Source organism: Mesorhizobium sp. J428 (assembly GCF_024699925.1).
GTDB lineage: Bacteria > Pseudomonadota > Alphaproteobacteria > Rhizobiales > Rhizobiaceae > Mesorhizobium_A.
Genome location: NZ_JAJOMX010000001.1, coordinates 1,176,782 through 1,191,826 on the forward strand (window position 1 = coordinate 1,176,782; position 15,045 = coordinate 1,191,826).

The window sequence follows — 15,045 nt, forward strand, 5'->3', positions numbered from 1 at the left end:
CGGGCGCCTGCGGCCTTTTCATGCCTCCAGAAGACCGTGCCGCCCGCTCCAGTCGGTCAGTGTGTCGAGACACAGCTTCAGTTGCTCGGGCTGGCCAAGATAGTAGTGCGTCGCGTGCGGGATCCGTAGGTATTCCTTGTCGGGCGTCGCCAGCGCCGCAGCGATCGTCGGGTTGTGCGTAGCCGGCACCGCCTCGTCGGCATTGTTCTCGATCTGTAGCACCGGCGTGCGGCGGATCAGCCGCGCGTTCATCGGCCCCTTCGCGTTCGATAGATCGTAGCTCCACTGGCTGAGCCATGAGCGCAGCGTCGTGTAGCGCGCCAGCCCCACCGGTCCGACATTCACGGTACGCGGGTCGCCCATGTAGCTCCAACCGGGTTTGCGGTCGTTCGGGTCGATCGAAGGGTCGAACCAGCGCACGTCGCACATCGTGCGGTGAACGACAAAGGCGCGCTCCTGCTCGGGTCCGCCGCGCGTCCTGAGCCGGTCCAGTGTCGCCAGGCACCAGTCCGTGATCCTGCGGTTGCGCACGACCTGCGCGGCGCGGAATCGTGCGACGAACTCCGGCGTGTAGGGCGGCTGGTGTGGACAGTCCGGCGCATAGATGTCGAACTCGGGATCGCGCCTGTCGGGGTCGAGCTCGTCGATCACCGATGGGTCGAGCCACTCAGTCAGCGTCTCCGCCCGCGACAGATGCGCGGCGATGAAGATCACCGCGTCGGCGGGCGTCAGCCCCGCCTCGACCAGATTGACCTCGTCGCCGGCCGGCGTATGCGTGACGGTCGGGTTTTCCGCCTGCGCCTGGTAAAACAGCGACAGCGAGCCGCCGCCCGACCAGCCAACGAGGACGACCTTGGCATAGCCCAGCTCGTTACGCGCGTAGTCCAGCCAACGGCCGAGATCGATCGCCACCTTCTCCATAATCAGCGCACTGTCGTTCTTCGGATAGCGGCTTGCCGCACAGAGCACGTGCAGGCCGCGGTCAGCGAGCGCGGTCGGCATCGGCAGCAAGTGCAACGTCGAGGTCGGATGCATGAACACATAGACCGTCGAGGAAGGCTGTGCCGGGCGCAGCAGCTGGCCCTCGAGGTTAATCCGGCCGGAATTGCCCGCAAAGCCATAGGTCTCAGTGAAGCGTGCCGTCTCCGGAAAGGAGATGATCAGCGGCACTCGCGCCCAGGCTTGGTCGGTCGCGGTCATGCGCTCGTTCATGGCCGCGCGGTGCGGGCGTTGCTGAGGAAGCGTAGGGTGCGCTGCCACGCGATCGCCGCCTGTGCGGCGTCGGCTGTTCCCGGCGCGCCGCGGTTGAACCCGTGCCCGGCCGGATAGAGATGAATCTCCGCCTCGGGACATTTGACGCGCACGGTCTCGACATTGCTCAGCGGGATCGAACTGTCCGTCTCGCCATAGTGCATCATCACCGGGCAAAGCGGCTTCGCGTCGGCGAACTTCGCGATCATGCCGCCGTAGTAGCAGACGGCAGCATCGAGACCGTCGCCCTGGGTCGCCGCCAGGAAAGCCAGCGATCCGCCGAGACAGAAGCCAACCAGCGACACGGCCTCCGTCTCCTGCCGCACGCGCTCGATCGCGGCGCGCGTGTCGAGCATCAGGGCGTCCCAATCCAGCGATTTCAGGTAAGCGAGAGCCGCGGTGATCTCTTCCGGTGAATAGCCGGACGCGAAGTCCCGCGCGAAGCGATCGAACAGCGCCGGCGCGATGGCCACATAGCCTTCGGCCGCGAATGCGTCGCAGACGCCGCGGATATGGCTGTTGACCCCGAATATCTCCTGCAGCACCACGATGCCGCCGATCGGTGTCCCGGCCGGAGCGGCGCGATAGGCGCCGAGTTCATGACCGTCGGCAGCACGTAGCCGCAATAGTTCTCCCATGTCGAAATCCTTCAGGCTGATTTGCGGGTGTCGGCGGGTGGGTCGGCGAAGTCGTCGCGCAGTACGTCGGACGGACAGCCGAGTTTGCGGGACACTTCCGCCGCTGCAGTATGCACGCGCCGCGCGGTCCGTCCCTGCGGATCTATGTCGATGTCGTTCTTCATTCCGAGCGCGGTGACAGCGGCGGCGATCTCGCCGGCATAGTCGAAGATCGGCGCCGAAATCGACGCAAAGCCGGCATTGAGCTGGCTGTCGGAGAAGGCAAGCTGCCGCTGTCTGATCAGCGGCAGGCTCTCCTCGGCCCGCCGCTTCAGCGTCGCGTCAACAGGGCGCTCGCGGGCCTCGACATGCTGGATTGCCGAACGCGCCTTGTAGGCGAGATAAACCCGCCCCGTCGCCGCTTGATAGAGCGGCAGGACGTAACCAACGCGTACCGACACCAGCACCTCGACGGTGGCGTCGACCTTGGCGATAATAACCGGACCGCGATTGCCCCAGACGGTGAGGAAGACCAGCAACCCCGTCGCCGACTGCAGGCTGTCGAGGGCCTCCCGAGAGACCTGCGCCACGTCGAGCTGGCGCATCGCCGCGGCGCCGAGCTGCAGCGCGTAGGGACCGAGCCCGTATCGCATCGTAACCGGATCCTGCTCGACGAGACCGGCCTGGATGAAGCTTGCCATGTAGAGATGCGCCCTGCTGGCGGGCATGTCGGCGAGCTCTGCAATCCTGCTCAGCGGCAGCTTGCCGCTGGCCGCCTCGAGCACGCGGATGAGGCGGAAGCCGACATCGATCGACTGGATGCGGCGCTGGTTGCGAATCTTCTCCATCATTCCGCGCCTACCAGGTCCCTCGAGCGGTCCGCGGAGACCGGCACGCTCGTAGCGTCGTATGTGAACAGCCATTCATAGCGCTGCCGGACCTTGGATTCCTCCCATTCGGCATTGACATAGGCTTCCGCCAGCGCCGCGTCCGAGAGGGCGGGGTTGTGGAACCGGCCGAGATTGGCCTCCGCGCCCTTGACGATCTTCGCCGTGCGCTCGTTGCGCGCCGCCTCGTAGTGGCGGAACGCGGACTCGTGGTCGTCGCCGTTGGCGGCGAGCGCCCGAGCCAGGACGAAGCCGTCCTCGATCGCCATCACCGCGCCCTGCGCCAGGAAGGGCAATGTCGGGTGGCAAGCGTCGCCCAGCAGCGTGACGCGGCCTTGCGTCCAGTGCTCCATCGGCTGACGCAGCATCAGCGCCCACTTGTAGGGCGTGTCGATAGCCTTGATCAGCGTATGCACATCCTCGTGCCAGCCGTGATAGTCGGCCAGGCATTCCTCGACCGTGCCGGCCACCGACCAGGATTCGACCTGCCAGTTCGCCCGCTCGACCACCGAGACGTAGTTCATCAACTCGCCCCGGCGCAGCAGATAATGGATGACGTGTCCGCCCGGCCCGATCCAGTTGGTGCCGATGGGACGGTGGAAGCGCTCCGGCAGCCGGTCGACAGGAATGACGCCGCGCCAGGCGACGATGCCGGTAAATCTGGGGTCATCTGCGCCGAACAGCGATTCACGGATGGCCGAATGAACGCCATCCGCGCCGATCGCGATGTCGGAGGTTGCCATCGACCCGTCCGCGAAACGCAGCGTCACGTCGCGGGAGGTCTGGTCGATGCTCGTGCACTTCATGCCGAGCCTGATCGCGTCGGGTGCGATTCGCCTTATGCCGGCGGCGAGGGCCTGGTGCAGGTCGTTGCGGTGGATCGTGATGTAGGGGAAGCCGTAACGCGCCACCGAGAGGGGACCAAGGTCGAACAGCTTCCAGGTCTTGCCGGTGTTCCACAGCCGGATCTGCTTGCCACCGGGCTCGCTGGCAACCTTCATGATGTCCTGCTCGAGTCCCAGCGCAAAAAGGACGCGGGTGCCGTTGGCACTGATCTGTACGCCCGCGCCGACTTCGCGAAGCTCGGGCGCCTGCTCGAAGACCTGGACGTCGAAACCTTGCCGCAGCAGCCCCAACGCCGCCGTCAGCCCGCCAATCCCGCCCCCGATGACAGAGATTTTCATAGCTGGATCACTCCGAATTGCCTGAAACCATGAAACGCGTCCGTATTGATGTCAAATTCGTTTTGACAGTGTATAATTCTCTTTGCTTAAATCCAACGACCGGACGGGAAAGCCGATATCGCCCGGCAAAGCCCGCAGGACCGACATCATCATTGACAATGAATGTATGGTGGCCTGATATAAGGATGCCATACGATCTGCCGAATGTGAAGCGCGTGAAGGGCGAGCCGCCCTCTTTGATATGATCAAATCGAGTTGGCCCACGGCGAACGACCCGGGAGGAGGTCTCCGCCAGTTCAGTGAGCCGATAGGTCGAGACGCCGGCGCGTCGAAGCGCTGAGCGTGCGGAGGCCCGGGAGGAGAATTGATGCTCAAGGTGAAGAGCCCGCAGGATCTTGGCGCGGGGATAGTGTTTCTGCTGATTGGACTCGCAGGCATCGTTCTCGGCCGCGATCTCGATCTCGGCAGTGCGCGGAATATGGGGCCGGGATACTTCCCCCTTCTCATCTCTGGCTTCATCGTCTTGATCGGCGCCATCGTCGCGGGGCGCTCATTCACGGTCGAAGGCCCGGCCATCGAGCGCTTGCAACTGCGCCCGATCCTGATGCTCCTCGTCGCGCTCGCCGTCTTCAGTTTTCTCATCCGAGAAATCGGCGTTGTTCTCACCTCGATCATCATGATGATCGTCGCCGCATATGCGCGGCCGAACGTAGGCATCGTCGAGACAGTTATCTTCGCCATCTGCGTCGCAACGTTCGTTGCTGTCGTCTTCGTCTTCGGCCTCAACCAGCCGATGCCGCTCTGGTGGAACGGCTAGATGGAAATGTTCGAGCATCTGGCGACAGGCTTCGTCGCCGCAGCCTCCCTGCAGAACCTTTTGTTCTGTCTGATCGGCGTGCTGCTCGGCACGCTTATCGGGGCATTGCCGGGTATCGGCCCGATACCGACGCTCGCGATCCTGCTGCCGATCACATTCGGGTTAGACCCCCTTTCGGCGCTGATCATGATGGCAGGCATCTATTACGGCGCTCGAGTACGGCGGCTCGACCACTTCCATCTTGGTCAACATGCCTGGCGAAGCCTCCTCGGTCGTTACCTGCATCGAGGGGCATCAGATGGCCAAGCGCGGCCGCGCCGGGTCGGCGCTCGCCACAGCTGCGCTCGCCTCCTTCTTCGCCGGTTGCGTCGGCACCGTCTTTCTCGCGGCTTTCGGGCCGCTTCTGTCGAAAATAGCCCAGCAATTCACTTCGCCGGATTACTTCTCCCTGATGGTGCTCGGCCTGGTGATGGCGGTGGTGTTGGCGCACGGCTCGCTCCTCAAGGCGGTGGCTATGGTGCTGATCGGTCTGCTGCTCGGTCTCGTCGGCACCGACATCAACAGCGGCCTGACCCGCTACACATTCGGCATTGGCGGCCTGTGGGAAGGCATCGACTTCCTGCCCCTCGTGCTCGGTCTGTTCGGCATTGTCGAGATCATTCGCAATCTCGAGAACCCGCCCGGCCAGCGCATGCCGATCTCGACGCGCCTGCGCGACCTGTGGCCGACCCGCTCCGAGTTCCGCTTGGCCTGGCCCGCCGCGCTTCGCGGCACCGGTCTCGGCTCAATCCTCGGCATTCTGCCCGGTGGCGGCGCCGTGCTGGCCTCTTTCGCCAGCTACACCGTCGAAAAGAAGATCACACGTCGACCGGAGCGGTTCGGCAACGGAGCGATCGAGGGGGTGGCGGGTCCGGAGGCGGCCAACAATGCCGCCGCGCAGACCTCCTTTATCCCCCTGCTCACGCTCGGCATTCCGTCCAACCCCGTCATGGCGATCATGATGGGTGCGATGATCATCCAAGGCATCCAGCCCGGCGCGGCGGTCATGACCGCTCGCCCGGAACTGTTCTGGGGCATGGTCGCATCGATGTGGATCGGCAATCTGATGCTGGTCGTCATCAACCTGCCGATGCTCGGCATCTGGGTGAAACTGCTCTCGGTCCCCTACCGGTTCCTCTACCCGGCGATCCTGCTGTTCTGCGCCGTCGGCGTCTACTCGACCAGCACCGAACCGTTCATGATGGTCCTGATGATCGTATTTTCGATCTTCGGCTACGTGCTGATGAAATTCGGCTGCGAGCCTGCACCGCTGATCCTCGGCTTCATCCTCGGCCCGCTGATGGAGACCAATCTACGGCGTTCGCTCACGCTGTCGCGAGGTGATCCGATGATCTTTCTCGATCGCCCGATTTCGGCAGGGCTGCTGATCGCCACGTTGCTGGTGATTGCGCTCATTGTCTTTCCGCAGTTCCGCAAGACCCGAGAGGTGGCTTTCCAGGAGGACTAGCTTCCGTTCGCATTCACACATGCATCACGCCGGACTCACTCAGGAGGAGAAGAGAATGTCCAATGACCAGATTATGATGACGCGCCGCAGGGCACTGGCACTCGCAGCCGGCACCGCCGCGCTGCTGGCACCCAGATTCGCCTTTGCGCAGACAGCCTATCCCAGCAAGAACATCAGCTTCATCTGTGCGTTCCCGGCCGGCAGCGGCGCCGACGTCCTCGTCCGCTTCTTCGCCGAGAAGGTCGCGGCTGTTGCCGGCCACACGGTCATCGTCGAGAACAAGCCCGGCGCCGCGGGCAGCATCGCCACCGAATTCACCGCGCGCGCCCCGGCCGATGGCCACACGATCTTCGTGCACTCGGGCAATTCGGTCGCCGGCAACATGTGGCTGATGAAAAAGCCGCCGGTCGATGCCGCCAAGGACCTGCAGACCATCGCCACGGTCAACAAGCAGGCCTTCATGATCACCGTGCGCGCCGACAGCCCCTACAAGACACTGGCGGATCTCGTCGCCGACCAGAAGGCCAAGGGCGACAACGGTTCCTATGCGGTCAACGCGACCTCGGGCCGGGTTCTGGCCGAGGAGTTCAAGCAGCTCGCCGGTCTCCAGACGCTGCCCGTCTCCTACGGAACGGCCTCGGATTCCGTCAACGACATGCTGAGCGGCCAGGTCGATTTCGGTTCTCACGATCCGGTCTTCTCGCTGGCGCAAGTGCGCGCCGGCCGCTTCCGGGTCCTGGCACTGGGCGCGGCGGAACGCCTGCAGGGCATTCCCGATATACCGACCTTCAAGGAACAGGGCTACGATATCGACCAGCTCGGCTGGTGGGGCGCCATGGTTCCGGCAGGTGTTCCGGCCGACGTCGTCACCACGATCAATGGCTGGTTCAACAAGGTCCTCGCCGAGGATGCGACGAGAGAATTCCTGATGAAGCAGGGCGGCGATCCTTACATCTCGACGCCCGAGGAGTCGCAGAAGCTGATGGAAGACACGATCACGGAGTGGAAGCGCCTCGTCGAAGTCGCCCAGATCCCGGCGCAGTAAGGCGTAGGAAGGTCAACACGCGGGCGCCGGCAGCAATGCCGGCGCCTCGGCGCTTTTTGGCCCCGACAAAGCGGTCCCCTTTTCCCGTCGACGGAAAAAACCGCCTATTCTGCGCAACGCTGCGATCGGCGTTCGCTTGATGTGGCGCACCAATCCGGTTAGTCCGGGTGGTAAAGCAAGGGGCAGACACGGCATTGTCCAGGAGCAAGACGTCAACCGGCGCCGACCGCGAAATCCTGCGGCCGCGCGCCATGTTCTTCCTCAATCAGGCGAACCATGCGGTGCGCAGCCGGCTGGACGCGGCGCTGGCCGCCATCGAGATGACGGCGATTCAGTATACGGTGCTGAGCGTCATCGGCGCCCGTCCCGGACTGTCTTCGGCCGAGCTGTCGCGGCGCTTCTTTGTCACGCCACAGACGATGAACGAGCTGATCGCCGCCCTGGAGCGCCGCGGCTTCATCGTCCGCAAGGCTGATCCCGCGAACCGCCGGATCCTGCGCATGGACGTTACCGTCGCCGGCCGCGAGATGCTGGCGAAATGCGATGCGCTTGCCGACGCGGTCGAACGGGACGTCTTCGGCGCGATGCCGGACGAGGACTATCGCAGGCTGGCCGAACTGACCCGCGATCTCGCGCATCATCTGCGCACCCGGGACGAGACCGCCGGCTGACCCTTATACGGTCAGCCCGAGCAGTTTCTCGGCATTGCCGTGATAGATCTTGTGGCGCACCTCCTCGGTGACGTCGAGCGCGTCGAGGATCCGCAACGTCTCGCGGATATACATCGGCCCGCCTTCCGGGTCGAAGGGCGCGTCCGAGGCAAACACGACGCGATCCTCGCCGAAAAACTCGATCGCATGCTCGATCGCCTTGCGTGAGCCGAACGAGGCGGTATCGGCGTAGAACTCCTTGAAATACTCCAGATGTGGCCGCTTCAGCGCTTTGAGCACGGGTTTCAGATCGCGGTCGCTGGTGCGCTTGCCCATCTGGTCCCAGCCGGGTCCGACACGGCCCTCGAAATATGGGATCATGCCGCCGGCGTGGTGGGTGATGACCTTGAGCCCGGGAAACTTGTCGAACATGCGCGAGAACACCATGCGTGCCATCGTCACCGAGGTTTCATATGGCCAGCCGAGCGTCCAGAAGATTTCGTATTCGGAGCGCGTCTCGGTCTCGTAGTCCGCGAACTCCTGCGTTCGTGCCGGATGAAGGAAGATCGGCTTGCCCGACTTCGCCATGTAGTCGAAAAACGGCTCGAACTCAGGCAGATCGACCGGCTTGCCATTGATGTTGGTGAAGATCTGCACACCGCCGGCGCCGAGATCCTCGATCGCACGACGGCTTTCTTCAACCACTGCATCCGGATTGTTCATCGGCGCCGTGGCAATGAAGGTGGGGAACCGATCCGGATATTTCTGCACCAGTTCGGCCATCGAATCCGAGCCGATCTGCGACAGCTCGAGCGCCACCTCTGGCCCCGCAAACTTCTCGAGCGGCGGCGAGGCCAGCGACAGGACCTGCTGGTAGTCCGATCCGAACATATCCATCACCTCGAAGCGACGGTCGAGATCGGTCATCATCGGCACGTCGCCCGAGCGCTTGGTCATCTGAGTCATCGTGCCGAGTTCCTTGACCAGGCGGTCGAAGAAGGGCTTCGGCCAGATGTGGTTGAAAATGTCGATCTTGCGCATGCGGTCCTCCAATATGTCAGGTCGCCTGATACTGTATCGGGTCGCGGGGACGGGTCAACTGGTGACGACGCGATTCACTCGGTCTGGCCCAGCTTGCCGGGGTTCATGATGCCGGCCGGGTCGAGCGCCGCCTTGATGGCGTTCATCACGTCCACCGCGTCGCCGTGTTCGCGGCGCAGGTAGGGGAGCTTCGAGATGCCGATGCCGTGCTCGCCGCTGAATGTGCCGCCCATCTCCATCGCCCGGGCATAGAGCCGTCCGGCAAGCCGCTCGGCCTCGGCGAGTTCCTCTGCGATCTCGGGCTTGATCAGATAGCCGACGTGGAAGTTGCCGTCGCCGACATGGCCGATGATCTTGGCGATCAGAAAAGACTGGTCGACATCTGCCCGTGCCGCGAGCACCGCCTCGGCAAGCCGCGAGATCGGCACGCAGACGTCGGTCGTGTAGGTCTTGCAGCCCGGCCGCAGCGACTGGTTGGCATAGATCGTCTCGTGCCGCGCCTTCCACAGCCGCTCGCGGTCTTCCGGGCGTGTCGACCAGGCGAAGTCCGAGCCGCCATGGTCCGCCGTGATCTCGGCGACCGTCCGCGACTGCTCCTCCACCCAGCGCGGGCTGCCGTGGAACTCGAGGAACAGCGTCGGCGCCCGCTTCAGCCCCAGCTTGGAATGCGCGTTTGCCGCATCCACCGCCACCTCGTCGAGAAATTCGATCCGCGCGACGGGAATGCCGCTCTGCATCGTGGCGACCACCGCCTCCACCGCGCCGCGCATCGTCTCGAAGGTGCAGATGGCAGAGGCGACGGTCTCGGGAATTGGCTGCAGCCGCACGGTGACCTCGGTGATCACGCCGAGCGTTCCCTCCGCGCCGACGAAGAGCTTGGTCAGGTCGTAGCCCGTGGAGGACTTCTTCACCCGCCGACCGGTGGTGATGATCTTGCCTGTGGGCGTGACCACGCGAAGCGCCAGCACATTCTCCCGCATTGTCCCGTAGCGCACCGCCGTCGTGCCGCTCGCCCGCGTCGAGGCCATTCCGCCGAGCGTCGCATCCGCGCCGGGATCGATGGGGAAGAACAGGCCCATGTCGCGCAGGTGCGCATTGAGCTGTTTGCGCGTCACGCCGGCCTCGACCACCACGTCGAAATCCTCGCCGTTGACCGTCACGATGCGGTTCATCCGGCTGACGTCGAGTGAGACGCCGCCCTTCAGCGGGATCGTGTGGCCTTCCATGGACGAGCCGGCTGCAAACGGCGTGACCGAAATGCCGTGCTCGAAACAGGCCGCCACCACGCGCTGCACCTCGTCCTCGCTCTCAGCAAACACCACCGCGTCCGGCAGTCGTGTCGGCTGGCGCGACATGTCGTGGCCATGGTGCTCGCGCACCGCGTCCGACACCGACAGCCGCTCGCCAAAATGCGGCTTGAGCCGGTCGATCACCTGCTGCAGCGAGTTCGTCATACGGTCAGGCTCCTGCCGCGGCGCGGTGGTAGCGCGAGCGCTGGATTTCCTTCGAGGTGATGAACTCGAGGAGGACCGGAACGCCTTCTTTCGTCTTCTCGATCCCGCGCAGGATCGCCGGCACGATCTCCTCCGGCGTCGTCACCCTTTCTCCGTATGCTCCCATGGCGCGCGCGAAAGCGGCGTAGTCGCCGGAAATGTCCGTCGAGCGGTATTTCTCGGTCGACACGGGCATGATCGGCAATTCCATCGCCATCGAGAAATTGTTGAGCAGGATCGACAGGATCGGAATGCGCTCGCGCACCGCAGTCTCGAAATCCATGCCGGTGAAGCCGATCGCGGCGTCGCCCCAGACGTTGATGCACAGCTTGTCCGGATGCGCGAGCTTGGCGCCCATCGCGAGCCCAAGCCCGTAACCGAGCTGGGTCGACTTGCCCCAGCCGATATAGGTCAGCGGTTCGATCGTCTTCCAGAACGGCGACAGCTGGTCGCGCGGGCTGCCGGCATCGTGCGTGATGATCGTGTTGGCGACGTCGACCGTGTGCTGCAGGTCCCACAGCACCCGGTAGGGCGATAGCGGCGCGTCGTTCGAGGTCAGCTTCGGCATCCACTCGGCGAGCCAGGCCGCCTGCACCGACCCGATCTCCGCGGCTGTCTCCGCCGCATCGCGGACGGGCGTCCCCCGCGCGTCGAGTTCGGCGATCACCGCGTCCAGCGTCAGCCCGGCATCGCCCACCAGCGCAACCCTGGCCTCGACGTCCTTGTTGATGTGGTCCGGGTCGAGCGTGGCGTGGATTATTGTCTTGGCAAGCGGCATCTGCACGCCGAACGCGGTCTCCGTGAAGGAGCAGCCGATGCCGAAGATGACATCCGACGCATCGAGGAAATGGCGCAGCGTCTTCGAGATCGCGGCGCCTCCCGCGCCGATCGACAGCGCGTGCGTCTCGGGGAAAGCGCTCTTGCCTTCGAGGCTGGTCGAGACGGGGATTGCCAGCCGCTCCGCCAGCGCCTTCAGCTGCGGCCAGGCGCGGGCGTAGTGGACGCCCTGTCCGGCATAGAGCACCGGGCACCTGGCGGCCAGCAGCAGGTCGACCGCCTCGGCCACCGCCGCCGGGTCGGGCCCGTAGCGGGTGGCGAGCACCGGCCGGTAGTCCAGCGGCTCCGGCACCTCGAGCTGCCACATGTCGTTGGGGATCTCGATCAGCACCGGCCCACCGCGCCCGTTGCGCAGCCGGCTGAAGGCGCGGCGAAACACGTTGGTCAGCTGGGCGGCCGAGGTGATCGGCTCGGTCGACTTGGTGATGCCCTTCATGGAGATCGTGGCGTTGTAGTTCGGGTCGATATGGGCGAGACGGCGCTCGTAGCCCATCGGCAGCACCAGGAGCGGTACCGATTCCGAATAGGCCTGCGCGATGCCGCCGTAGGAATTCTCCGTCCCCGGGCCGAGCTGCATGGCGAAGACGCCGATCCTGCGGCCGGACGACAGCCGCGAGATCGCGTCGGCCATGTGGATACCGGTGCGCTCCTGGCGAACGATGACCGGGCGGATGTCCGCCTCCGCCGCCCGCTCCAGCACGTGGTTGACCGGGTAGCCGCAGATGAGCTCGACGCCCTCCCGCTTGAGGATTTCCGCGATCGCTTCACCGAGCCTCATCGTGCGTCTCCTGTCCGGGCCGGCCATGTCCAGGCCGTCGGATGCCGCACCGATGCGTGGCGCGCCTCCGCGGCCGATCGCAGCCCGGACTGGCCGAGCGCGAGGGTGAATTCCTCGATCAGGCTCGCCGCCATGTGGCGCGCCCCGTCGTCGCCGATGGCAGCCAGCGCCAGCATGAAAGCGCGGGCCGAGAAGGTTGACTGCGCCCCGCAGGCGAGCGCGCGCATCATGTCGACGCCGGAGGTGACGCCGCTGTCGAGGATCACCGTCATGTCGCGCCCGACGGCGGCGGCGATCGCCGGCAGCATATCGACCGAGGCGGGCGCTGCGTCGAACTGGCGGCCGCCATGGTTGGAGACGATCACTCCGTCCATCCCGATCGCGCGCGCCCGTTCGCCGTCGGCGGGGTGCAGCAGGCCCTTGACCAGCATCGGCCCGCGCCATCTCTCCCGCAGCCGCGCCAGCACGTCCCAGGAAAAGCCGCCGCCGACATGCGCCCCAACGAAAGCGGCGGGGTCGCCGCCCTTGGCATAGGCTTCGATGTTGGCGAAGCGCGGCATGCCCCGCCTAGCCAGCGCCCGCATCCACGCCGGCGAAGCCGCAATGTCCAGTGCGTTTCGATAGCTCAGCCTGAACGGCATGACGAAGCCGTTGCGCAGGTCGCGCGGCCGCTTCGACCGAACCGGCACGTCGAGCGTCGCCACCAGCACCTTGGCGCCCACCTCCTGTGCGCGGCGGGCGAGGTCGAAGCTGATGCGGTGATCGTCTGCAGCCAGCGGATAGAGCTGGAACCAGGTCACGTCCGGCGCCCATCTGGCGACGTCCTCGATGCGCGCCGTCGCCAGCGTTCCGACGAGGTAGGGAATGTTCATCCGCTGCGCCGCCCGCGCGAACAGCTCGGTGGCCCCCGGCCACATCAGCCCGTCCATACCGATCGGCGAGATGCCGATCGGGGCGGCATAGCGGCGGCCGAACAGCTCGACCGACGGATCGACGCCCTGCGTCTCGACCCCGTAGCGCGGCACGATCTCGATGCCCCTCAGTGCCGATCGGTTGCGGGACAGGCCGCTCTCGTCGCCAGCCCCGCCCTGCAGGAATTCGAAGGCGAAACGCGGTATCCGGCGCGCCGCCCGCCTCTCCAGGTCTTCAATGGTGGGAAACCGACGCCGCAAGAGCGGCAGCCGCAGCGCCAGCCGCGCCTCGGATGCCGTCTGGCGCGCCGCGTCCACTAGTAGCTCACCACCACGTCCAGCAACGCCTGCTGGCCCGAGCGGGTCGCCGCCAATGCGCGCTGGATGGCGGCAGGCAGGTCCGCGCCGTCGTCGACGCGCTCGGCGTAGGCGCCGTGTGCGCGCGCGATCGCGGCATGATCGGGCAGCGGGTCGAGCGCGGTGATCGGCATCACGTTGGCCGCCGCCGCGCTGCCATCCGGATACATGTAGAGCGTCGAGCGCCGCACGGCGTTCCAGATGCCGTTGTTGAAGACGACAGTGAGCAGCGGCAGTTTCAGCGCCGCCGCCGTCTGATGGCAGGCCACCGGATTGGCGAACATGTAGGACCCGTCGCCGATCGTCGCGATGACCTGCTTCGACCGGTCGCCGAACTGCGCGCCGAGCGCGGCGGTCATCCCCCAGCCGAGGCCGCCGGACAGCGGCGTGCCGAAGTAGCTGTCCGGCACCTCGAACCGCATCGCGCCCGGCTCGATGCCGAGTTCGTTGAAGAAGACCGTGCTGTCGTCCGCCGCGTCGGACAGGCACCGGCTGACATAGGCCGGCGACATCGGCGAGCCGCTGCCGGTCGCCAGCCGCTTCTGCAGCGCGGCCTCCGCCTCGGCGCGCGCCGCGGCGACGCGCGCGCGGCGGGCGGCAAACTGCTCGGTCGTGGGCACGCGGTCGCGCATAGCGGCGTCGAGCGCGGCCAGGCCGGCGTTCAGCCCGCCCGCCAGCGAGATGTCGATGCGGAAGCTGCGCATCGGCAGGCGCGGGTAGAGCGGTTCGGGGCCAAGCGCGATGATGGTGCAGCCGTCGTCCGGCTGAACATGGGCGGCGATCCACGGGACCATCGCGCTAGCGACGAGGATCACGTCGGCCTCGCGCACCCAGGGGGTCGGCTCATGGCCGACATGCATCGGGTGGCTGGTCGGCAGACACTGGCGCGTCGCCCAGTATTCGACGACGGGCAGCGCGAACCGCTCCGCGAAGCCCGCCAGCGGTTCGAAGCCGGAGCCGCTCTCGCCGCTCTGGGTGATGATGACCGGGTTCTTCGCCTTCGCCAGCGCCTCCGCGGCGCGCACCAATGCGGCGGCGGCGGGCGGTCCGAACGTCGTCGGCGCCAGGTTCGGGCCTGTGGCCGGGGGTGCAATGGCCTCGGCAAGCGCCTCCCTGGGCAAGCTGACATAGACCGGACCGCGCGGCTCGCTCATGGCAATGCTGATGGCGCGGTCGATCGCCGGCCCGGCCTGATCGGCATAGCGCAGTTCGTAGTCCCACTTGACGATCTCGCGCACCATGCCGGCCTGGTCGCGCATCTCCTGGCCCCAGTGGATCGGGCTCGACCGGCTGCCGAAACGGCCGCTCTCCGTCAGCGGCGTGCGCCCCGAACACATCAGGATCGGCACGTTCTCCGACGCCGCATTGATCAGCCCCATGACGGAATTGGCCAGCCCGACATTGACATGCACCATTACCGCCGCCGGCTTGCCCGTCGCCAGATAGTAGCCGTGCGCCATGCCGACCGCGACGCCTTCGTGCGGGATCACCAGCGGCTCCGGCATAGCGATGCCGCTCTCCGGCGACCGCGCGAAGGCCTCGATGATCGAGGGGAAATCGGTGCCGCCATTGGCGAATAGGACGTCGACGCCGGCGGCCTTCATACGGCCGAGCACGGCTTCCGCAGCGAACGGGCCCTCCGGACGGGTATGCTTCATCGCGTCGGCCTC

12 protein-coding genes and 1 pseudogene are annotated in these 15,045 nt (G+C 65.8%); 4 read left to right on the forward strand and 9 right to left on the reverse strand.

Features of this window, described 5'->3' with window-relative positions:
- Positions 1-18: 18 nt before the first annotated feature.
- The 4 genes from LRS09_RS05915 to LRS09_RS05930 are packed head-to-tail and all read right to left on the reverse strand — an operon-like array spanning position 19 to position 3,939.
- On the reverse strand, positions 19-1,200 hold the full coding sequence (locus LRS09_RS05915; protein WP_257804882.1) for an alpha/beta hydrolase: 1,182 nt from the start codon (positions 1,198-1,200) through the stop codon (positions 19-21).
- A gap of 8 nt (positions 1,201-1,208) precedes the next feature.
- A complete protein-coding gene (locus tag LRS09_RS05920) occupies positions 1,209-1,889 on the reverse strand; it encodes a dienelactone hydrolase family protein (RefSeq protein ID WP_257804883.1) in 681 nt (226 codons plus the stop codon).
- 11 nt (positions 1,890-1,900) lie between these two features.
- Entirely contained in the window at positions 1,901-2,716 is an 816-nt protein-coding gene (locus LRS09_RS05925; protein ID WP_257804884.1) for an IclR family transcriptional regulator, read from the reverse strand.
- Positions 2,716-3,939 (reverse strand): FAD-dependent monooxygenase, encoded by a 1,224-nt coding sequence (locus LRS09_RS05930; RefSeq protein WP_257804885.1) that lies wholly within the window; start codon positions 3,937-3,939, stop codon positions 2,716-2,718. Before LRS09_RS05930 ends, LRS09_RS05925 begins: the two co-directional genes overlap by 1 nt.
- A gap of 367 nt (positions 3,940-4,306) precedes the next feature.
- On the opposite strand from LRS09_RS05930, the gene LRS09_RS05935 reads away from it, so the two are divergent.
- The 4 genes and pseudogenes from LRS09_RS05935 (at position 4,307) to LRS09_RS05950 (ending at position 7,979) form a co-directional block, all read left to right on the forward strand.
- On the forward strand, positions 4,307-4,756 hold the full coding sequence (locus LRS09_RS05935; RefSeq protein ID WP_257804886.1) for a tripartite tricarboxylate transporter TctB family protein: 450 nt from the start codon (positions 4,307-4,309) through the stop codon (positions 4,754-4,756).
- Positions 4,757-6,263: pseudogene (locus LRS09_RS05940) on the forward strand (tripartite tricarboxylate transporter permease).
- A 55-nt stretch (positions 6,264-6,318) separates the two neighbouring features.
- A complete protein-coding gene (locus tag LRS09_RS05945) occupies positions 6,319-7,308 on the forward strand; it encodes a tripartite tricarboxylate transporter substrate binding protein (protein WP_257804887.1) in 990 nt (329 codons plus the stop codon).
- Between the two features lie 194 nt (positions 7,309-7,502).
- Positions 7,503-7,979 (forward strand): MarR family winged helix-turn-helix transcriptional regulator, encoded by a 477-nt coding sequence (locus LRS09_RS05950; protein ID WP_257804888.1) that lies wholly within the window; start codon positions 7,503-7,505, stop codon positions 7,977-7,979.
- A gap of 3 nt (positions 7,980-7,982) precedes the next feature.
- On the opposite strand, the gene LRS09_RS05955 is transcribed toward LRS09_RS05950, so the two are convergent.
- From LRS09_RS05955 to LRS09_RS05975, 5 genes are all read right to left on the reverse strand, one after another.
- The gene (locus tag LRS09_RS05955; protein ID WP_257804889.1) at positions 7,983-8,999 is read right to left on the reverse strand and encodes an amidohydrolase family protein; all 1,017 of its coding nucleotides are present in this window, start codon (positions 8,997-8,999) and stop codon (positions 7,983-7,985) included.
- Between the two features lie 74 nt (positions 9,000-9,073).
- Positions 9,074-10,453 (reverse strand): FAD-binding oxidoreductase, encoded by a 1,380-nt coding sequence (locus LRS09_RS05960; RefSeq protein WP_257804890.1) that lies wholly within the window; start codon positions 10,451-10,453, stop codon positions 9,074-9,076.
- 4 nt (positions 10,454-10,457) lie between these two features.
- Positions 10,458-12,107: a thiamine pyrophosphate-requiring protein gene (locus LRS09_RS05965; RefSeq protein ID WP_257804891.1), complete on the reverse strand. Its 1,650-nt coding sequence runs from the start codon at positions 12,105-12,107 to the stop codon at positions 10,458-10,460.
- Positions 12,104-13,336, reverse strand: a complete 1,233-nt coding sequence (locus LRS09_RS05970) for an alpha-hydroxy acid oxidase (protein ID WP_257804892.1) — start codon at positions 13,334-13,336, stop codon at positions 12,104-12,106. Before LRS09_RS05970 ends, LRS09_RS05965 begins: the two co-directional genes overlap by 4 nt.
- Complete coding sequence (locus LRS09_RS05975; RefSeq protein ID WP_257804893.1) at positions 13,336-15,033, reverse strand: thiamine pyrophosphate-requiring protein; 1,698 nt, start codon at positions 15,031-15,033, stop codon at positions 13,336-13,338. The genes LRS09_RS05970 and LRS09_RS05975 overlap by 1 nt, the downstream gene beginning before the upstream one ends.
- Positions 15,034-15,045: the final 12 nt, after the last annotated feature.